The sequence below is a fragment of the Tsuneonella rigui genome (assembly GCF_003958625.1).
GTDB lineage: Bacteria > Pseudomonadota > Alphaproteobacteria > Sphingomonadales > Sphingomonadaceae > Tsuneonella > Tsuneonella rigui.
Window position 1 is genome coordinate 375,844 of record NZ_RSEL01000005.1, and the last position, 19,669, is coordinate 395,512.

Sequence of the window (19,669 nt, forward strand, 5' to 3'; positions counted from 1 at the left end):
GGTATCTCCTGCTGTTGCGCTCAATCTAGGCGCTCAGCGCGCTCACTCAACGGGTGTCGGCGGAAAGCTTTCCGCGTCTGTGGACAAGAGGCCCTTGCGCGCGGCCAGCTCTGCGCCGGGGATCGCGATCAGGCGCGGAGCGTGCGTGTAGAGGACGGCGGCGCAGATTTCGCGGCCCGGATAGATCACCTCGAGCGTGGCGGCGTAGGCGGCCATCTGACGCAGAGTGCTCTCCGGAACTTCCGCCAGCGACGCGGGCGGGCGGCGCGCGGTCTTGAAATCGATCACGGTTATCCGATTGGGCTCGATCAGCAGGCGGTCGGCGGTGCCCGCAATTACGATTCCGCCGACTGTGGCAGCGAGCGGCACTTCGGCAAGTGCGGCTGGCGAGAAGACTTGCGCGAACGCCGGCTCCGCCAGGACCGCCAGCGCGCTGTCGAGCATGGCGTCCCTCTCGGCCTGGTCAAGATCGGCGCCTTGCCGCGCGAGCCAGGCTCGCCCCGCGTCGATGCGACGATCGGGGGCAACGTCGGGCAAGCGTTCGAGCAGGCGGTGGATCAACACGCCGCGCCGCGCCGCCACGCGCGCCGCTTCGGGGGGCAGCGGCGGATCGGCTGCGCGCTCGTTACCCGCCGCCGACGGCGCGAGCGGACGCGGGGGACGCGGTTCCGGACCGACCGGGGTCGTTGCCCAGGCGGGCAAATCGGGTGTGGGCGCGGTCTCCGCGCGTCGCGAGACGGGAACAGGCTCGGCTGCCCGCCCCCACTCGGTCCGCGCACCCCAAATCGGATCGGCGAGTTCCTCCGCTTCGAACAGTGGCTTGAGGCGTGCGTACCACGAGTCGGGCGCCGGTTCTTTTTCGCGCTTGCCGAGCGCCCCGCCGATGAACAGCGCCTCCTCTGCGCGGGTCATCGCAACGTAGAGCAACCGCCAATGCTCCTCGCGTTCCGCAGCGCGGGCCGCGGCTTCGGCAGTCGCCACCGGTCCCGCCTTCTCATCCTTCCGCAGCGAGGGGATCGGCACCGTCCGTCCGCCCCCGCCGGGCAGGTTCTCCGCCAGCGTCAGTCCACGGGTCGGTGAGGAATCGGGATTGCCGGTCGCATCGGCGAGGATGACGATGGGCGCCTGCAGACCCTTCGAGCCGTGCACAGTCATCACCCGCACCAGGCCGCCGCCGCCGTCCGCTTCGCGCTTCAGTTCGCCCTCGCCCGCGTCGAACCAGGCGAGGAAGCCGACCAGGCTCGGAGTCTGCGTCGAAGCGTAGGCATTCGCGGCATTGAGTAGCTCGTCGATCGGATCGTTCACCTCGCGCCCAAGCCGCGCGACCAGCGCCTTGCGGGCCTGCCAAGGGCCCACCAGCAGCCAATGCAGCAGCGCCTGGGGTGGCTCGAAATCGGCGAGACGGAGGAGATCGCGCAGGCGGTCTGCCGTCTCGCGCTGGCGCGAGTGCAGGCCGAGGCGGATGTGATCCCACAGGCGTACGCGATCGGGGCGATAGCCGTACTCGAGGAGGTCCTCTTGCGACCAGCCGATGAGCGGGCTGACCAGCAGGTTGGCGAGGCTGAGATCGTCGAGCGGCTGCGCGGCGAAGCGCAGCGCGGCGAGCAGGTCCTTGACCCCCAGCGGCGCACCGAGCCGCAACCGGTCCACCCCCGCCACCGGCACGCCCGCCGCGTGCAGCCGCGCGACGATCAGCCCGGCGAGTTCGCGCCGCTTGCGCACCAGCACCATCACGTCGCCGGGACCAGCATTGCGCCGCTCGCCCTTGACCAGCGGGAAGCCTGCATTGAGCCAGTGCTTCACCTGGTCCGCGATCCGCGTCGCCATCGCGCGCTCGGGTTCGGACAACCAATCCTCCGGCCCCTCGTCGTCGGGATCGTCGTCGCGCCTGGCAACCGGTTGCCACAGCGTCACGAGACCTGGACGGTCGTCGCCGATATGCGGCTCGGGCGGGGTGTCGAGCCCGAACTTGGCCGGCTCGATCGCCTCGATCGCGCGGTCGACGAAATCGAGCACCGGTTGCGCGGTGCGATAGCTGCGGCCAAGCCCGATGTTGAGCAGTTCGCGGTCGGGATCGCCCTCGGCCAGCGCGTCGATCAGTTCGGCGTAGTGCCGCCGCGCGATCGCAAAATTCTCCGGGCTGGTGCCTTGGAAGCGGAAGATCGCCTGCTTGTAATCGCCGACCACGAAGATCGTCCGCATCGCCTCACCGCGCGCACCTTCGCCGGCGAAGAAGTCCCCGGTCAGCGCGCGGATGATATCCCACTGCGCCTGGTTGGTGTCCTGCGCCTCGTCGATCAGGATGTGATCGAACCGGCGGTCGAGCTTGTAGCGGATCCAGTCGGCGATGTCGGAACGGGTCAGCAATGCGGCGGCGCGGCGAATCTGATCGTCGAAGTCGATCAGCCCCTCCCGTTCCTTCGCGTCCTCCCACGCGAGCGCGAAGCGGCGGCCGAGATCGAGCGCGGGCGCGAGGAAATCGGCCAGCGCCAGCAGCGCCTCCCGCTCCCGCAAGGCGAGCAGCGAGGCGGCGACCGCGGCGGCGTCATCGGCATAGCTTGGATCGAACTTCTCGAGACTTTTGAGCGAGCGGACTTCGCCCTTCTGCGTGAACAGCGCGGCTTCGAGCGGCCGCGCCGCGCTCACTCGCCCGAGGCCACTCGCAGCGAGGAAATCGCCAATCGCGGCGACCGACTTGTCGGCCGTCGCGGTGCCCCACGCCTGGTTGGCGACGAGGACGCGGTGCAGCGCGTCGCAGTCGAACACCCCTTCCGCGCACAGTTCGACCAGACTGGTTTCATCCGCATCGGCGGGCAGCCCGATCAAGCCAAGCACCCGCTCGCGCATCGGAGGCTTCCATGCACCGGTGCCTTGCCACACCTCCCGCGCTTCGGCGCAGCGCATCAACCAGCTGCGCACTCCGTCGGGCCCCATCCGCTCGCTGAGCATCGCAAGGGGGCACAGAACCGAGTCGTCGCCCGCTTCCTCAGCCTCGACCACCATCGCCGCAAGGACCTGGTGCGCAAGCAACTCGCGGTCGCGGTCCTCCATCGGCCGCGTGCCGGGCACAAGCCCCGCCTCGTCCGGAAAGGCTGCCAGGAGCCACTGCGAGAACGCGTGGATGGTATCGATGCGCAGGCCCCCGCCAGGGCAATCCAGCACCGCGGCAAAGCGTGTGCGCGCGCGATCGAGAGTCTCCGGATCGACCGGCGCGCCGATTGCTAGCAGTTCCTTGCCGAGCGCCTCAGGCTTCAGGCGCACCCACCGCGCCAGCACCGCATTGACGCGCTCGGCCATTTCCGCTGCGCCGGCCTTGGTGAACGTAAGACAGAGGATCTGCCCTGGCTTGGCCTCTCTCCGCAGCAGCAACCGCAGCACACGGGCAGACAGCACCTGTGTCTTGCCTGTTCCGGCCGAAGCAGACAGCCAAACGCTCTGTTCAGGGGTCACAGCAAGCGCTTGATTGCCGTGCAGGGGATGCACCGCACCGCTCATTCCTCGCGCCCCATCCATTCATCGAGCCGCATGAGCTGGTCGTACGTCGCATAGCCCGGCGCATCGGGATTGAGCCGCGCGGTGAACGGCTCGCTGCCGAGGATCCAGTAGTCGAGCGCTTCGTCGAGATAGCGGCGCGCCTGCGGCAGGAACTCACCGGGGGCGATGCCGCTGCGCTTGTTGCCCTCCAGCAGCGGCGTTGTGACGTATCCGAATCCGGTCTCGCTGTCCTTGCTCTTGCCGAGCGACCAATATTCGAAGCGCGTCGCCGGCCCGTGCGCCCCGGAGAATGCCCCGCCCTCGACCATCAGACCGAGCGTGCCGAGCTGCAGCGCATAACCCGCCTCCACCTGCGCCCCAGTTGGAGGCTTGCCGGTTTTGTAGTCGACCACCGCGAAACTTCCGTCGTCGAGGCGGTCGAGCCGGTCGATCCGCCCGTGCAGCGTCACACCGCGCCAGTCGAGCGATCCCTTCGCCTCCCACAGCGCCGGCCTGCGATTGGGATTGGCCGCGACTTCCGCCGCCACCCACTCGAGCGCCTTGAGCAAACGCGGCCGCCACAGCGCCCGCGTGAGGGGATGCGCCTGCATCGCGCGTAGCTCTTCCTCGGCGATGTCCGCGAGCGGGCGGCCGGTCTTGTGCCACTCCTCCAGGATCGCGTGCGCCACCGTCCCCTGCCAAGCGGGCGTCGGATCGGCATCGAGCAGATCGAGTTCACGCAGGGACAGGATCGACGAAGCGTAGAACTGGTACGGATCGGCACGGAGGCGATCGAGCCCGGTCACGCTCACCGGCACCCGGCGCTGCTCCGCCGATGGCATGGGTCGCGGACGCGGATAGGGCTCGGTCGGCGAGGTGTGATCGATTGCCTGCGCGAACGATGGAGACGTCTTCTCACGGTGCGAGTCGCCCAATTCGCCCAGCAGCGCCTGGACCCGCAGGAGGAAGCGCGAGGCAATCGCCGGACCGCCCTCGTCCCGCCGCGAGCGGCTGAGGACGACCTCGGGCGCACCCATTGCCGCCGCAAGGTCGTGTGCGTTGAGGCCAATGCGGAAGTCGGCTCCGGGCACACCGAGGGCGCGCAGTACCGCCGGGGCAAGCAGCGGATCGGTCGCCGGTTTGGCGGGCCACGTACCCTCGTTGAGCCCGGCCGCGATCACCAGGTCCGCGCGCGCCATGCGCGATTCGATAAGGCCATAGATCGCGATGCGAGGGTGTCCGCCGTAGGGCGGGCGCACCGCGATCTGCTCCATTGCGTCGCCGAGGGCGGCGTGCAGGTCGCCGATTTCGATAACGGTGCCGGTCTCGCGCGCGTGCAAGCGCAAGTCCTCGACGAACTCCGAGAGCGCGCGGCCGTCCTCGCGGCTCCATAGCGCCTCTCCGGCCAGCGCCTCACCCGCTGCCGAGAGCCGATCGAGCCAGTCGGCGAGCGGGAGCGCATCGTCCATCAGCAATGGGCCCAGAACGGCTTCGACGTCAGCCCACCAAGCCGTGAGCCGAGCCGCAGCTGCTATCGGCCGCACGGCATGCAGCCCCGGCTCCGGTCGCGGGCCACGCAGCTTGCGATCGAGCGCGCGCACCGCGTCGAGCCAATCTCCGCGTTGCTCGCCGATACGGACGAGCGGGTTCGACAGTGCGGCGATCAGCGCGACGGGCGCTGCATTGTCCGACGCGAGTTCGGCCAGCTGCAGAAACAACCGGCCGGCCGTGGTCATGCTCAACGGCTGGCCCGCGGAATCGTCCGCGGTGATGTTCCACCGGCGCAAGTGCTGGACCACCCGCCGCGCCAACGCGCGGTCTGGCGTGACCAGCGTCACGCGCTTTTCCGGCTCCGCGACAGCCTGCCGGATGAGCAGCGCGATCGCTTGTGCCTCCGCTTCCGGATTGGCGTTTTCCATCACCCGAACGCCCGCGAGACGGCGCTTCTCGGGCGCCAGCCCCACCCACGCCTTGCTCGCTTCGGGCGGCAGGAACAGGTTGGAGATCGCGTGACTGCGCTCGGGTTCGGCGGCAGTCATCCCGCGGCGGTGCCACTGCTGCATCTCGGCGCGGTTGATCCCCATCCGATTGAGCAGCAATTTGAGGTGATATTGCGGGTGAGTGACCGCATCGCCTTCCGCGAACGGCGGGTCGCCCGGATTGGCGCCTGCTCCGGCCGCGCCGAGTTCGTCCCACACCTCGGCGGGCATGGCGAGATCGAGGTCGGGGAGGATGACAGCGCCCTGGGGCAACTCGCTCACTACCCGAAGCAAGCCAGCTAGCGCCGGAGACGCGCTGGTGACGCCTGCCGCGACGACGGGCGTCTCCGGTGAACGCAGCTTCCACGCTTTAGCGGCGTGCTCAAACAATCGATTGCGGCGAGCCGACGCATCGAGCGCGCCCATCACCGAGAGCTCCTCCAGCCAGCGCGCCTGAATGCGGGCGAACAGGCGCACCGACCGCTGCCAGTGCTCGGCCATATCGCCGACGATTTCGATCACGCGCTGATCGAGCAATTCCTCAGGGCCGATATCCTCGACCAGCAGCCGGTCCATCGTCCGCGCGACCTCTCGCGCGAGGCGCAGCAGCGCCGAACCGCGCGGCGCATCGCGGCCCATCTCCTCGCGCAGCAATTCGGCGATCCGCAGCCAGCGGCGGGTCGGCTCAACCGCGGGCGGAATGTCCGCCGCGCCCAGCGGATCGAGCAGCGCGCCAAGGGTCTCGTCGAGATCAAGGTCGCCGACCACCGCCATACGCGGCATGAGCAAGCCGCCTTCGCTCGCCCGCACGAATGCTTCCTGCAGTGTTCGCGCCGCGCGGTTGGAAGGCAGCAACAGCGTCAGCCGGGCAAGACCGATGTCGGGCTGCGAATAGCGCGGGATCAGCCCCGAAACGAGCGCATCGGCGAATCCGCGGTGAGCCGCGATCGAATAAACCTTGGGCCCGGGCCGCTCAGCCACTCCTGAGCGCCTCCTCGGTCGGCTTGATCGCGTCGGGCGTGCCAACCTCAAACCAACGGCCGGTGAAGTTGGTGCCGTAAAGCCGCCCCTCGGCGATCGCGCGTTCCCACAGCATCATCGTGCTAAATGCACCCTCGGGCGCATCGCGCAGCAGCCTGTGGCTGACGAGTTGGATGCCCGTGTAGATATAGGGCGCGATGCGGCCCGGCTTGCGGCGCGATAGCCGGCCGAGCGGGTCCATGTGAAAATCCCCGTCACCGCGGAAGTTCGCCGCGCGCGAATGCGGGACGACCAGCAGCAGCGCGTCCATCCGCTCCGAATCCCACCCCGCCGACAGATCGGCGAAGGCATCGCGCGGACCGTCGAGCCAGATATTGTCGGCGTTAAGGCAGAAGAACGGATCGGGCAGCAGGCCGGCGCGAAGAGCCTTGGTCATCCCGCCGCCGGTTTCGAGCAACGCTCCCCGTTCGTCCGAGATCACGACCTTGGGCAGCGGGCGCTTCCCAACGTGGGCCTCGACCGCATCGCCGAGGTAATGAACGTTGACCACCGCCTTCGCCACGCCTGCCTCAGCGAGCCGATCGAGCGCGTGGTCTATCAGCGGCTTCCCCGCGACGCGCACCATCGGCTTGGGCTGAGTCGCGGTCAGCGGACGCATGCGCTTGCCCAGCCCCGCGGCCATGACCATTGCGGTGTCGCTGGCTAGGCCGGTCACGCCAGCCGGCCGCCCAGGTGTTCGCGCACTTCGCGCGGGATGTTGCGGTCGAACCACTCGGCGACCGGAGCAAGCGCCGGGTGCGCGAGGTCGCGTTCCATCGCGCGCCACACGCGCGGAATGAGCGACAGGTAGTTCGGCTTGCCGTCGCGTTTCCACAGGCGGACGAAGATGCCGACGATCTTGGCGTTCCGCTGCGCGCCGAGCCGGGCGTAGTCGGCTTCGAACTCGCCCCCAGCACCAGCGCGCTCGAGGTAACGATCAAGCATGCGCCGCTCGAGCTCTTCCGGCACGTCGCGCCGGGCGTCCTGCAGCAGGCTGACGAGATCGTAAGCGGGGTGCCCGACCAGCGCATCCTGGAAATCGATCAAGCCCTGCGCGCCGCCGCCCGCCTTTTCGGGCTCGAGCAGCATGATGTTTTCAGCGTGGTAATCGCGCAGCACGGTGACGCCCGGTGCCTGCCGCGCGAGCAGCGGCGCCAACACCGCCTCCCACCCCTGCTCGTACCCGCTCTCGTCCACTTCGAGGCCCGCCGCGGGGCAATACCACTCGGTGAACAGCGCCGTCTCGCGCAGGTAGGCGGCCAGGTCATACGCGCCGAACGGACCCGCCGGACGCTGGTGGAGCTCGACCAGCGCGTCGATCGCAGTCGCATAGGCCGCATCCTCGCCGTCCGGGTTCAACTCGAGCCAGTCGCGCATCCGATCGTCGCCGAAGTCCTCGAGCAGCGCCCAGCCCTTCTCAGCGTCGGCAGCATAGACCTCGGGCGCGCGCTGGCCGTTGGCACTGAGCCAGGCGGCGACATCGAGGAACGGCTGCGGGTCTTCCTGCGGCGGCGGGGCGTGCATCAGCATCGCCTTGCGGCTGCCGTCGCGGATGCGGAAGTAGCGACGGAAGGAAGCGTCGCCCGGGATCGGATCGACTTCGGCATCCCCCCAGCCCGCTTGGCTGAGAAACGGATGCAGGCCTTCGGGAAGCGGGATCATGGCAGGCGCCCTAGCCAATCGGCCCCCGGTTCGACAATCGCTCGCCGCCCGTTTCCCGCCGATTCCAACGCGATGGAGAGGCAGCCCGGCTCATGCGCGAAGCCGCCCGCGTGGTCGGGCCATTCGGCGAGCAGGACGGCACCTTCACGGTAATCGCCGAGACCGAGTTCGTCGGCTTCGCCGGTAGTTTCGAGACGATAGAAATCGGCGTGCACCAGCGGCGGATCGAGCTGGTCGTAAGTCTCGAGGATGGTGAAGGTTGGGGATGGCACTTCCCCCGCATGACCGAGCGCGGCGATGATCGCGCGGGCGAGCGTGGTCTTGCCCACCCCGAGCCCGCCTGACAACGCGACCACGTCGCCGGGGCGGACGCGCGCGGCAATCCGGCGACCGAAGTCTTCCATCGCAGCCAGGTCGGGCAGATCGACGGTCACGGCAGGAGGATCGTCGCGGTGGTCCCTTCCCCGCGGCGTGAGACGATCTCGAGCGCGCCGCCGTGCGCCTCGACCAATTGCCGCGCGAGCGGGATGCCCAGGCCCTGGCGACGTTCCGGCCGGCCGTGGGCGCCGGTCCGCAGCCCTTCGAGCGCACGGCGCAACTCGTCGCGGCTCATGCCCTTGCCGTTGTCGGACACGACGATCCGCACACCGTCGGCCTTGCGCGACAAATCGACGAGGATTTTGCCGCCCGACGGTGTCGCCGCGATCGCGTTGTCGAGCAATTGGCCCAGCGCGCGGTAAATCTGGCGCGGATCAGCCTCCACCTTGACGGTCTGGCCGCCGCGCAGATTGAGACTGAGCCCCGCGCCGACAATCGCGGCCTCGCGGTCCCTTACGATCCGCGTGACGAAGGGCAGCAACTCGATCCTCTCCGGCGCCAGCGGCAGCAGGCCCGCCTCGCTTTGCGACAGGTCGAGCACGTTCTCGACCTGCTCGGTCAGGCGTTGCACCGATTCGATGATCGCCGCAACGTACTCGTGCCCTTGCGGAGTGAGCTCACCGGCGACGCCCGCTTCGAGCAGTTCGGCGAAACCGCTGATCGAGGTGAGCGGCACACGGAATTCATAACTCATGTTGGCGAGGAAGCGGGTTTTGACTTCATCGGCCGCTTCCAGCGCCTCGTTGCGTTCGCGCAGCGCATCCTCGGCGTTCTGCGAATCGGTGATGTCGAGGACGGTCAGGAGGCCGTTGCCATCGGGCAATGGCACGCCTGCGATCTCCAGCGTACGACCGTCCGAGAGCGACACACGGCCGCCCGTCTGCTTGCGGTCCAGAGTCGCCCCGCGAACCATCTCACCGACCGCCTTCGCCTGCTTGGGCTTTGCCAGCAGCGGGGTTAACTTCGCCACAAGCTGGTCGGCAGTGGGGTGTCCGTCGAGCGCCTCAGGTTCCAGACCCCACGCACCGGCGAAACGGCGGTTCCAAAGCTGCATGTGCCCATCGGGCGCGAACACCGCAAGCGCCTCGAACAGGCTGTCGAACGTCGCCGTGCGGGTCCGGAGCAGGGTGTCACGGGTTGCCGAAAGCGCCAGGCTCTCGGTCCGGTCCTCGGCGATGAGGACCAGCCCGCCGTCGGGCATCGGTTGGGCGACGACGCGCAAATGGGTCCCATCGCTCAGCGGCCAGGCTTCCTCGGCAGGCTCACCGCTCGCGAACCACTCGACCCGCTCCGCGCGCCACGCCGGGAAGTCGCGCACTTCGGGCGTGCGGCCGGCCTCGCGCGCCTCGCGCAGGAAGCGTTCGAACTCGATTCCTTCGGCCGCGCCGGGACGCATGGCGAAGGCGCGGCGGAATGGCTGGTTCGCCGACACCAGCTTGCGGTCGGCACCGAACTGCGCGACGCCAACTGACAGTTGATCGAGCATCTGGCGCTGAGCGTCGCGGAACGCGCGAAGCGTGCGCGCCTGCTCTTCCATCTCCTCAATGTCGACGGCGTAACCCGCGACGCCTTCGTCACCGAGCGGTAGATCGCTCACCCGCATGGACCGACGCTGGCCGTTGACTGTAGCTGCGACGATCCGCTCGATCGGCCGCTTCTGTTGCGCGGCTTGCTCCGCGATCTGCGCGGCACTTAAGCCGTCGACCGCCTCGATCAACTCGGTCTGCGCTTCGACCACCGCATCGGCATTCTCGCCGCCGACTGCGGAGACATAGGCGCGATTGACCAGTTTAAGCCGCGCGTCCGGTCCCCGAAACCACATCGGCAGCGGAGCGGCCTCGATCAGGCCCACCAGCGCCGCAAAATCGCCCTTGGCGCGCGAGGCATCGGACCGTAGCCGCGCGAGCTCGCTCTCGCTCTCGGAAAAGTCGAATATCCATAACATTGCCGCGCCGCCAGGCGAAACCTGCGGATCGGCGAGCGACCCGCGTACCGCCAGGCTACGGCGCGATCCCGGCGGGGTTAGCGCGATGCGAAACGGGGCCGCAGTCTTTTGCGTGCGCGATACCAGGTTGGAGAGTTCGGCGAGTTGTTCGGCGGACAGGCCCTTGCCGCTCTCTCCGCCGCCGAGGTCACTCAGATATTGCGGCAGCTTGGGCAGGCCGAACCAGCCGGCAAGCCGCTCGCTACCCTCGATCCGGCCGTCGGCGCGGACCAGCAGGGGAATGGCCGGCGCTTCGTCGATCATCCGCGCCATGCGGCGGGAGGCCTTGCGAGCGCCCTCGGCGGCCTTGGCCTTGGCGCTGGCGGCGATCATCAGCCATGCCGCGCCCGCCACCCACGCGGCGAGCAGCAGCCCGATCAGTACCAGCGCGGACGGGGAGAATTGCATGCGGGGCGAGCGCTATTCGCGCCCGCCGCGCAAAGCAACTTAGTAGCGGTAGTGATCCGCCTTGAACGGTCCGTTCACCGGCACGCCGATGTAGTCGGCCTGCCGCTGGCTCAGCTTCGTAAGCTGCACGCCGAGCTTCTCGAGGTGCAGCGCGGCGACCTTCTCGTCGAGGTGCTTGGGCAGGACGTAGACGTCGTTCTTGTACTCCCCGCCCTTGGTGAACAGCTCGATCTGGGCGAGCGTCTGGTTGGTGAAGCTGCAGCTCATTACGAAGCTCGGGTGGCCGGTGGCGCAGCCGAGGTTTACCAGCCGGCCCTTGGCGAGGATGATGATCTTCTTGCCGTCGGGGAAAGTGACGATGTCTGTCCCCGGCTTCACTTCCTGCCAGTCGTAGTTGTCGAGCGCCGAGATCTGGATCTCGCTGTCGAAGTGGCCGATGTTGCAGACGATGCTCATCGGCTTCATCGCCTTCATGTGCTCGGCGGTGATGACGTCCTCGTTGCCGGTGGTGGTGACGAAGATGTCGCAGCGCTTGACCGCCTCTTCCATCGTCACGACCTCGAACCCTTCCATCGCCGCCTGAAGCGCGCAGATCGGGTCGATCTCGGTCACCATCACGCGCGCGCCGCCGTTGCGGAGCGAGTCAGCGCTGCCCTTGCCGACGTCACCGAAGCCGGCGACGCAGGCGACCTTGCCGGCCAGCATCACGTCGGTCGCGCGGCGGATCGCGTCGACCAGCGATTCCTTGCAGCCATAGAGGTTGTCGAACTTCGACTTGGTGACGCTGTCGTTCACGTTGATCGCGGGGAACGGCAGCTTGCCCTGCTTGGCGAGGTGATAGAGGCGGTGGACGCCAGTGGTGGTCTCTTCGGAAACGCCCTTGATGCTCTTCACCGTTTCGGTGAGGTAGCCGGGCTTGGCCTTGAGGAACGCCTTGAGCGCGCGCTGGAACTCGATCTCCTCGGCATTGCCCGGCTCGGGCAGGTCTTCGCCCGCCTCGACCCGCGCGCCCCACAGCGCGAACATGGTGGCGTCGCCGCCGTCGTCGAGGATCAGGTTGCAGGGGGTATCGCCCCAGTCGAAGATGCGGCCGACGTAGTCCCAGTAATCGGCGAGGCTCTCGCCCTTGATCGCGAACACCGGGATGCCCTGCGCGGCGATCGCGGCGGCGGCGTGGTCTTGGGTCGAGAAGATGTTGCAGGTCGCCCAGCGGACCTCGGCGCCGAGCGCGGTCAGCGTCTCAATGAGCACCGCGGTCTGGATCGTCATGTGCAGCGAGCCGGTGATGCGCGCGCCCTTCAGGGGCTGCGAGGCGCCGTATTCCTCGCGCAGCGCCATCAGGCCGGGCATCTCGGTTTCGGCGATCGCGATCTCGGCGCGGCCGTAATCGGCGAGGTTGATGTCCTGGACGACGTAGTCGCGGGTCAGCGTCTGGGCGGAAGTGGCCACGTGGGAATCTCCAATGGGGGAATTCCCGCGCGCCTAGCTCCCGCCCGCGCCAAAAGCAAATATAAAGCTTCCTTTATATGTGATCCGTGCACCGCCCGATTACCGTGCGGCGACCTGGACCGGCGGGCTGTCACGCAGCACTTCGTCCGCCACCGCCAGCAGGTGCCCGCGGTCGGCCGTGCCGGCGAGATCATGCGTCAGTCCCTTGAGCTGCCCGCAGCCGAGCCAAGGGTGCCCTTGGCCGTACTGGTTCGCCATCGAAACGCTGATCGTGTCGAGTGCCTTCTTCGCGCCCGCCGCGCCCATCCGCGCCGAGTAGTCGGCGTTCAGCGTGTTGTACGCCCCCTGCATCGTCGAATACTGATTGGTCGAGAACCGCGCGTAGTCGGCCTGGAAGTTGTCCGCCCCAAACCGGCACCGCAGCGAACTGACCATCAGCATGATGTCCAGTTTGCGCAGGCTAGCCGCTTCGCCCGCCGGAGTTTGCGCCTGCGCTGGCACACTGAGCGCAAGCGACGACACCGCGGCCAGCACGGCCGCCATCTTGTGATATTTCCCCATGTTGCTTCCCCTGTTGGGGGGTCCCACCCCCCCCCGCCCCGTTGTAGGCGGACACCCCTGTCCGCCTGGGGATGAGAATGCGCGCGGCCGTTTACCCAGTTTTAAAGACAGAAGGTGAAGCGAAATTTACCAGCCGCGCCCGCTTGCACCGGCCCGCTCGCGCGCTATCTCGCGAGCCAAGGCAACCTTATGAAAGGATAAGCGCGATGACGATCAAGGTGGGCGACAAGCTGCCCGACGTGAAGCTGACCAAGGCGACCGAGAAGGGGCCCGAAGCCGTGCAGAGCGCCGACTTCTTCGCCGGCAAGAAGGTTGCGCTGTTCTCGGTCCCGGGCGCATTCACTCCGACCTGCTCGGCGCGCCACCTGCCGGGCTACGTCGACAAGGCCGCTGAGCTGAAGGCCAAGGGCGTCGACGAGATCGCGGCGACCGCGGTCAACGATGCCTTCGTGATGAGCGCGTGGAACAAGTCGGCCGGCAGCGACGACATCACCATGCTCGCCGATGGCAACGGCGATTTCGCCGAGGCTCTCGGCTTGACGATGGACGGCTCGGGCTTCGGCCTTGGTAAGCGCGGCCAGCGATTCTCGATGATCGTCGACGACGGGGTCGTCACCGAGCTCAATGTCGAGCAACCGGGCGACTTCTCTGTCTCGAGCGCGGAGCACATGCTCGGCCAGCTCTAGGAGCAGCGAACCCAAAAAAGGGCCGCGGCGCGCATCGGTGCGCCGCGGCCCTTTTGCGTTTGGCGTCCGGTGACCGGATCGAAAGCATTGGCGCCTATTGCGGCGGCGTGACCGCCGTTTCCCTCACCAATGCCCGCTTGTCGGCGAATATCCTTGGCGTGCGGATGCCGAGTGCGTTGGCGCTTTGCCTCGCAGGCGTCCTGACGGTGTCGGCAGCGGCTGGTGCTGCTATCATCGTGGCCACAGGCCTCACTCTCGAGATTGCCGGCTTTTCCCGCTTCCTCGCTCTCGCCGGTGTCATGTTCGCCCTCACGTTCTGGTGCGGGTCGCGCAGGCTCGATCCACGCATGGGGGCCGCGGCTTCGATCGTCGGTGCCGCAACGCTTTCGCTGGTCATCTGCGGGATCGTGTCCAACGCCGGACTGCGCTTGGGTGCTCCACTGGCCGATGCCCGGCTCGCCGCCGCGGACGCGCTGGTCGGGCTCAACGCGGGAGAGGTCATCCGCGCTGTCGCACGCCGTCCGTGGCTAACCGAAGTCCTGTCCCTTTTCTACAATTCCTCGGGCGTGGCAGTGATCGCGTTGATCGGATGGTCGCTTGTCCGCAAGAAAGTCGCGCGCGCGTGGGAGCTGGTCGCGACCGCCATCATCTCGATGCAACTCGTGGCGATCGCCTCACCGGCCTTCCCAGCCTGGGGCGCCATGCGGCATTTCGGGCTCGAGGGATTGCAGGGCCATGGCTTGCCCGTGGGGGCCGGGGTCTACCAGTGGCCAGCCTTCGCCAATTTCTACGCCGGAACCGACCCCGTTCTGCGCTTGGCGGACATGGGCGGCGTCGTCGCGTTTCCCTCGTTCCACACCGTGCTGGCGCTGTTGATAACCCAGGCGCTGGGAACGACCCGTCTCTGGCCGCTGGCGCTCGTCTGGACGGCGGGCATCATCCTCGCGGCCATCCCGATGGGTGGCCATTATGTCGTCGATCTTGCCGGAGGCTTCGTCATCTGGCTCGCTGCCGCGGCGATCGCGCGGCGAGCGGTGGCTAGTAGCCCATCAGCTTGAGCACTTCCTCGCGGCTGCGGTGGTCGTCGAGGAATGCCCCCATCATCCGGCTGGTCATCATGCGGACCCCCGGGGTGCGGACCCCCCGCGCGGTCATGCAGCTGTGGCTTGCACAGATGACGACCGCCACGCCTTGCGGCTTGAGGTGATCCCAGATGCACTGCGCGACCTCAGCAGTCAGGCGCTCCTGCACCTGCAGCCGGCGCGCGAAGCCGTTCAGTACCCGCGCGAGCTTGGAAATGCCGACCACGCGGTCGGTCGGCAAATAGGCGATCGACGCAGTACCGATAATCGGCGCCATGTGATGCTCGCAATGCGACTGGAAGGGGATTTCCTTGAGCAGGATCAGCTCGTTGTAGCCGCCAACTTCCTCGAACGTGCGGCTGAGGTGGTGCCCGGGCTCCTCACCGTAACCGAGGCAATATTCCTTCCACGCGCGGGCAACACGCTTTGGGGTATCGAGCAGGCCTTCACGCGTCGGATCGTCCCCCGCCCAGCGGATCAGCGTGCGAATGGCCTCCTGCACGTCGTCGGGAACCGGCGGCTTGCCGTCTTCGACGTCTTCGTCGGGACCGACCAGGCTACTCATCTGCCCACTCCTCGCTTCGCGCGATCGTAGGCGCGCTTGATCATGCTGCCCTGCTTCAACAGGCCGCCCTTGGCAAACGGTTCGAACATGTCCTCGGGTTTCTCCGGGTCGAGCACTTGCGATCCGGCGACCGCCTCCTGGATTTCGCTCACCTCGGGCGCGAGGAATGGCCGTAGCGTCCGGCTATTGCGCTGGCCATGCTCGCGGATCAGGTTCAGCATTGAACCATCGCTCTCGAGCAGCCGGGCAACCTCGTCTTCCTTCAGTCCGCAATGCTCGGCGAGCAGCGAGTGGCGAATGGCGCGAATGGGATCGCACGCGTGCGCGTTGCCCGGCCGGGTGCAATCGATGAACACGTCGCACTCGCTGTCGAGGCCGAGCGAACGGTTGTTGAAGTTCGCCGAGCCGATCCGCAGCACCTCGTCGTCGAAGATCGTCAACTTGGCGTGGACGTAGATCGGCGTCTTGCCCGTGAATGGGTTGAACAGCCCGAAACGCCCCTTGTGATCGAGCTCCTCCAGTCCGCGCACCAGAAGGGCACGCGCGTGATCCATTGCCTGCTGCTCCAGCCAGCCGTCCGCGACCAACGGCTGGACGAGTACGATCTCCGGGGGATCGGCTTCCTTCAGCCGTTCGCCGATGGCCTCGGCGATCTTGGGCGAGGTGAGGTACTGGTTCTCGCTGTAGATGAAGCTCTTCGCCGCAGCGATCTGCACCAACAGCAGCTCCTCGATCTCGCGAACCTCATCGCAATCCTCGTAGCGCGCACGGGTACGTGCGATGCCGATCTCTACGTCTTCGAACTGAACCGGCAGGCTTTCAGGCCATAGACTGTCGTCCGGCACCGTCAGTTCCTCGATTCGTTCACCTCCGGCCCGGTGCCAGCGGTCACGGCTGAGCTTTCCGAGCTGGCGAGCCGCTTCGCCTTCGAACATCATCGTCGCGTCGTGCCATGGCCCGTAGCGCCGCCCGTGCGGGCGATGACGGCGGCGATCGTTTTCCTCGTGCTCGCGGGTGTCCCACCGGTCCTGAGTCATGTCGATCCCGCCGCAGACCGCCAGCTTGTCGTCCAGCACGGCGATCTTCTGGTGATGCGAGCAGCCGATCGGATGATGGTTGTCGAACTTGAAGGTGATGCTTTTGTACTGTGCCATGCGCAGGACATCGACGATCATGTAGCCGCGCAGCAGGAAGGGGACGAAAGCGAAGCCCCACTTGAGGATGCGGATCTCAAGGCCCTCGCGATGCCGGGCGCACCACATCAGGAAGCTTCCCAGCCGGCGCGGATAGCGGCGGCGGAACGGACGGCTGAACCAGCGGCGGCCAATGGCGAGGTGGATGCGGGTGTCGAAGTCCCACCCGACCAGCATGATCCGCCGTCGAGCCTTGAGCATCGCCTGTTGCATGGCGGCGAAGTAGTCTTCGGCGTCGATGATCACGCTAGCGCGGTCCACTTTGGCATAGCGCCAGACGCCGGGGGCGGCGGGCTGGTCGATGTTTTCGTCCGCCGGCGTGTGTGTGGTTTGCGGCCCCTCTCCCATGCTTGGCTCACTGTCAGGATGGAGCGGTTGCGGCAAGTACCGCTGTGGGGCGGCGCGCCCGGAATGATCGCTTCGCCGCTGCGCGGCTGCGCCGTCTCCGCGCTTGCGGCGCTCCGACTCCGAACCGGTCCAAAGCGTGATGGGACGTGCAAACTTTTAAGGCCGCCTCCCGGTGGGGAGACGGCCTTAAAAGTTGGCGCGCCCGGAACGATTCGAACGTCCGACCCTCAGATTCGTAGTCTGATGCTCTATCCAGCTGAGCTACGGGCGCGCGCTAGGGGGCGGCACATAGGGTCGCCATTCCAGCTTGGCAATCCCCTATCCCGCACTCCCGAATAACTGGGCCGCCAGCTGCGAATCGAGCTGCGGCAGGGGTAGCGCGGCAATCTCTTCGGGCGTGAACCAGCCCAGTTCAGCGCCCGGTTCGGGCTGCGGCGTCCCGTGCCATTTGTCGATTTTGTAAAGCGTGATGACAATCGCCGGCTCCCCCTCGCCCGGGTCAGCCGCAGCCTCACCGATAGGCTCAAGGCCGCGCGGGGTCACCGCTATGGTCAATTCCTCGTTAAGTTCGCGAACCAGCGCCTGGAGCGGGGTTTCGCCCGCCTCGACCTTGCCGCCGGGAAATTCCCAAAGCCCGGCATGGCGCTTCCCGGCGGGGCGTTTCTGCAGCAGCCAGCGCCCGCTCGAGTCGCACATCGCACCCGCAACCACCGCCATGATTGTCGGGTTTCTTGTCAAGGTCGCGGCTCCCGGAAACACTTTCTTAACGGGTCGAACTGCAAAACGGCGAAAGTCAGGCAGTATTCGACGGAACAAACAAAATGCCGATGCGCAACCTCATCAAGCGGCTTGCCAGCGACATTTCGGGGGCCACCGCCGTCGAATACGGCCTGATCCTGGCGATGATCTTTCTTGCCATGATCGCGGCGATCCAGAACTTCGGGAACGAGACGATCTCGATGTGGACCAACGTCGCGGGCAAGATGGACAAAGCCGGCAAGCAGTAGTGGCTCGGTTAGGAGTTTTTCAACCACCTGACCGTAATCCACGCAATGCCCAGACCGTGAAAAGGGTTTCGGACTGGGCCGGGTAGCGAAGACTGAACCAGGAGACGTCAAATGCAGTTCATCAAGAATCTCGTTCGCGACGAAGCGGGCGCCACGGCCATCGAATACGGCCTGATCGCCGCTCTGATCGCGGTTGCCGCGATCGCCGCGATGCAGGGCCTCGGCAACCAGCTGAGCAGCACCTTCACGACCGTTTCGACGAAGATGGCCAACGGCAACAAGTAAGCCTCTTCGCTAACGCGAAAACGAAAAGGGCGGCGGGAGAAATCCCGTCGCCCTTTTTCTTTGTCCGCCGCCTCAGCGGCCGCGGACGACCAACTTGACCTTCTGCCCCGGCGTGACGGCCTGGCTCGAGGTCAGTCCGTTGAGCACGCGGAAGCGCTGCTCCTGCGCATCGGAGTAGGCCATGCGCGCCGCCAGCGATTGCACGGTATCGCGCGCGCCGACCGTGACCACGTCGATCACCCGCGGAATCACCTGGGCCGCCTCATTGGCGCTGATCCGCCGCATCGAGTTAAACATCGGCGAGAACACCGACGACCGGCCAGCCTGGCTGATGGTCATGAAGTGGAACGCCTGACTGTTCGAAAATTCATAGGCGAAGATCACAACGTCGACCTGGCTGCCGCCCGAATTGACGCGCGCGGTGCCGTACATCGCCGGAATCCCGTTCACGGTCGTGCGCTGGAGCGACTGCGGAGCGATCTGTTGGTTCTGGCTGAGCGACGCGAAGGCTTGCCGGACGTAAGTCTCAAGGTTGCCGTTGAACGGCGCCGTGGTGAGCTGCGCCTGCCCGCTCTGCCCGTTGATCGACACGGCCTGCGTGCCGTTGACCATGTAGAACCCGCTCGGCGCAGTGAACGCCAGTCTATAGTTCGGATGGATGAACTGGTTGCCCTCGATCACGCCCTGCGCGGGATCGTCGCCGTAGGTCAGGCCGTCGATCCGGGTCAGGAACGTGTCGCGGTTGGTCACACCGGTGGCGTTGCCCGCCATGCTGAGCGCGCTCTTCACGCGGCTGGCGGGATCGGGGTGAGTCGAAGCCCATTCCGGGATCGTCGCGTCATTGCGACCCTGCAGCGACGCGTCGAGCGCGTTCTGCAGTGCCAGGCTCTGCAGCACAGTCGCCATCGCGTGCGGATCGTAGCCCGCGCTGCGCAGATACTGGATGCCGAGCTTGTCGGCCTCGAGCTCCTGGCTGCGCGAGAACTTCAGGGTCAGCAGTTGCGAGCCCTGCTGGATGTAGCCGCTTATCGCCTGCCCGATCTGGCTGTTGCCGAGCACCGCGCCCGCGAGGATCGAGCCGAGCGCGCCGAGGATCGAGTTCTTGGTCGCAGCCTTCTGCCTACGTTGCGAGTGGCGCGCCGCGACGTGGCCGACCTCGTGCCCCAGAACGCCGGCCAGCTCAGCCTCGTTGTTCATCAGCCCGACGAGCTGCCGCGTGGTGTAAATATAGCCACCCGGGATCGCGAACGCATTGTTGACCGAGCTGTTGAGCAAAGAAACGGTGAACGCGTCGCGCGCGTTCGACAGGCTCGACTGGACCGCGATGTTCTTGCCGACCTGCTCGACATACTGCGCCTGCGGACCGGTCATCGCGCCGCCGAATTCCTGCAGCAGTTGCGGATGCTGCTCGGCACCCGACTTGGCCTCCGCCGCGGTGATCGCGGTGGAACGAGTGGACGCGGCATCGGCCGTGGTGGCGCAGCCGGTGACGAAGACGGCAGCGGCGGCGGTGGCAAGCAGAGCGCTCCGCACACCAAAGCGGGAATGGTTCATGTCTGGCCCCTTTTCCTAGGCATGCGCGGCGACC

General features: G+C 66.9%; 16 protein-coding genes and 1 tRNA gene. 4 read left to right on the forward strand and 13 right to left on the reverse strand.

All coding sequences use genetic code 11. The features are described 5' to 3' along the window. Positions 1-42: 42 nt before the first annotated feature. From addA to ELY12_RS02620, 8 genes are all read right to left on the reverse strand, one after another. Complete coding sequence (gene addA / locus ELY12_RS02585) at positions 43-3,495, reverse strand: double-strand break repair helicase AddA (protein WP_126175132.1); 3,453 nt, start codon at positions 3,493-3,495, stop codon at positions 43-45. Further along, a complete protein-coding gene (locus tag ELY12_RS02590) occupies positions 3,492-6,434 on the reverse strand; it encodes a PD-(D/E)XK nuclease family protein (protein WP_126175133.1) in 2,943 nt (980 codons plus the stop codon). The genes addA and ELY12_RS02590 overlap by 4 nt, the downstream gene beginning before the upstream one ends. After that, positions 6,427-7,149, reverse strand: a complete 723-nt coding sequence (locus ELY12_RS02595; protein ID WP_241229691.1) for a nucleotidyltransferase family protein — start codon at positions 7,147-7,149, stop codon at positions 6,427-6,429. The genes ELY12_RS02590 and ELY12_RS02595 overlap by 8 nt, the downstream gene beginning before the upstream one ends. Beyond that, complete coding sequence (locus ELY12_RS02600; RefSeq protein ID WP_126175134.1) at positions 7,146-8,135, reverse strand: aminoglycoside phosphotransferase family protein; 990 nt, start codon at positions 8,133-8,135, stop codon at positions 7,146-7,148. Before ELY12_RS02600 ends, ELY12_RS02595 begins: the two co-directional genes overlap by 4 nt. Next, complete coding sequence (tsaE, locus tag ELY12_RS02605) at positions 8,132-8,569, reverse strand: tRNA (adenosine(37)-N6)-threonylcarbamoyltransferase complex ATPase subunit type 1 TsaE (RefSeq protein ID WP_126175135.1); 438 nt, start codon at positions 8,567-8,569, stop codon at positions 8,132-8,134. The genes ELY12_RS02600 and tsaE overlap by 4 nt, the downstream gene beginning before the upstream one ends. Then, positions 8,566-10,905, reverse strand: coding sequence for a sensor histidine kinase (locus ELY12_RS02610; RefSeq protein WP_126175136.1), 2,340 nt, complete (start codon positions 10,903-10,905; stop codon positions 8,566-8,568). Before ELY12_RS02610 ends, tsaE begins: the two co-directional genes overlap by 4 nt. A 39-nt stretch (positions 10,906-10,944) precedes the next feature. Next, entirely contained in the window at positions 10,945-12,354 is a 1,410-nt protein-coding gene (ahcY, locus tag ELY12_RS02615) for an adenosylhomocysteinase (RefSeq protein ID WP_126175137.1), read from the reverse strand. Between the two features lie 99 nt (positions 12,355-12,453). Continuing rightward, positions 12,454-12,915: an S-adenosyl-L-homocysteine hydrolase gene (locus ELY12_RS02620; RefSeq protein ID WP_126175138.1), complete on the reverse strand. Its 462-nt coding sequence runs from the start codon at positions 12,913-12,915 to the stop codon at positions 12,454-12,456. A 206-nt stretch (positions 12,916-13,121) separates the two neighbouring features. On the opposite strand from ELY12_RS02620, the gene ELY12_RS02625 reads away from it, so the two are divergent. Both ELY12_RS02625 and ELY12_RS02630 read left to right on the forward strand, forming a co-directional pair. Further along, positions 13,122-13,601, forward strand: coding sequence for a peroxiredoxin (locus ELY12_RS02625; RefSeq protein WP_126175139.1), 480 nt, complete (start codon positions 13,122-13,124; stop codon positions 13,599-13,601). A gap of 107 nt (positions 13,602-13,708) precedes the next feature. Then, on the forward strand, positions 13,709-14,659 hold the full coding sequence (locus ELY12_RS02630) for a phosphatase PAP2 family protein (protein ID WP_126175140.1): 951 nt from the start codon (positions 13,709-13,711) through the stop codon (positions 14,657-14,659). On the opposite strand, the gene folE is transcribed toward ELY12_RS02630, so the two are convergent. The 4 genes from folE to ELY12_RS02650 form a co-directional block, all read right to left on the reverse strand. After that, a complete protein-coding gene (folE, locus tag ELY12_RS02635; RefSeq protein WP_126175141.1) occupies positions 14,640-15,248 on the reverse strand; it encodes a GTP cyclohydrolase I FolE in 609 nt (202 codons plus the stop codon). The genes ELY12_RS02630 and folE overlap by 20 nt on opposite strands. After that, positions 15,245-16,789: a phospholipase D-like domain-containing protein gene (locus ELY12_RS02640; RefSeq protein ID WP_126175142.1), complete on the reverse strand. Its 1,545-nt coding sequence runs from the start codon at positions 16,787-16,789 to the stop codon at positions 15,245-15,247. The genes folE and ELY12_RS02640 overlap by 4 nt, the downstream gene beginning before the upstream one ends. A gap of 194 nt (positions 16,790-16,983) precedes the next feature. Next, a tRNA-Arg gene (locus ELY12_RS02645) sits at positions 16,984-17,060 on the reverse strand. 47 nt (positions 17,061-17,107) lie between these two features. Then, positions 17,108-17,506: a (deoxy)nucleoside triphosphate pyrophosphohydrolase gene (locus ELY12_RS02650; protein WP_126175143.1), complete on the reverse strand. Its 399-nt coding sequence runs from the start codon at positions 17,504-17,506 to the stop codon at positions 17,108-17,110. Positions 17,507-17,610: 104 nt separating this feature from the next. On the opposite strand from ELY12_RS02650, the gene ELY12_RS02655 reads away from it, so the two are divergent. Together ELY12_RS02655 and ELY12_RS02660 are read left to right on the forward strand one after the other, a co-directional pair. Beyond that, positions 17,611-17,796 (forward strand): Flp family type IVb pilin, encoded by a 186-nt coding sequence (locus ELY12_RS02655; protein ID WP_241229692.1) that lies wholly within the window; start codon positions 17,611-17,613, stop codon positions 17,794-17,796. A 111-nt stretch (positions 17,797-17,907) separates the two neighbouring features. Further along, on the forward strand, positions 17,908-18,081 hold the full coding sequence (locus tag ELY12_RS02660; RefSeq protein ID WP_126175144.1) for a Flp family type IVb pilin: 174 nt from the start codon (positions 17,908-17,910) through the stop codon (positions 18,079-18,081). Positions 18,082-18,153: 72 nt separating this feature from the next. Here the strand turns inward: ELY12_RS02660 and ELY12_RS02665 are convergent, their stop codons facing one another. Next, the gene (locus ELY12_RS02665) at positions 18,154-19,635 is read right to left on the reverse strand and encodes a M48 family metalloprotease (protein WP_126175145.1); all 1,482 of its coding nucleotides are present in this window, start codon (positions 19,633-19,635) and stop codon (positions 18,154-18,156) included. Positions 19,636-19,669 lie beyond the last annotated feature (34 nt).